The 503-nt window shown below is 35.6% G+C and carries 1 protein-coding gene; it reads left to right on the top strand.

All coding sequences use genetic code 11. From position 1 onward, the window contains the following. Positions 1-503 (top strand): PhzF family phenazine biosynthesis protein (locus GQR46_RS20520; protein WP_165742373.1); only part of this gene is annotated, 503 nt, incomplete at both ends.

The following is a 503-nucleotide window of genomic DNA, read 5'->3' as shown; positions in this document are numbered from 1 at the left end:
TAAATGGCTTACGCTTCGCTTTATAGAGCTCACTTCCACCGAATCTGTTTTTTATAGCCCTGCACATAACTTAAAAGGCTCAAGTGCTTTAATTGTTATTTATAAAAAGGGGTTAACATCAAAAACAATGCAATATATTGCATCACAATCAACTTACCCTGCTACCGTATTTTTAAATCAAAATGAGATAACTAAACGCCATTGTAAAATTCGCTGGTTTAATCAAGCGAGTGAAATTAAACGCTGTGGACATGGTACTTTAGCAGCCGCTAATTTTTTAATAGACCATTTGGGTTATTGCCCTGAAGTATTTACTTCAATGAGTAATGAGCGCTTTACTATAAGAGTAAAAAAACAACGCGCTCAGCTGTCACTAAAAAGCATAGAGCCTAAAAAAAGCAAGTTAGCTAAAGGTGAGTTAAAAAGTGTGTTTTCAGTAGCAATAAAAGCAGCCTACAGTACCGGCGACAAAAACGGTTATACGGTTGTGTTATTTAATGAAG

Source organism: Pseudoalteromonas sp. Z1A6, from assembly GCF_011378745.1.
GTDB lineage: Bacteria > Pseudomonadota > Gammaproteobacteria > Enterobacterales > Alteromonadaceae > Pseudoalteromonas > Pseudoalteromonas arctica.
This window is presented reverse-complemented; position numbering and strand designations above follow the sequence as displayed.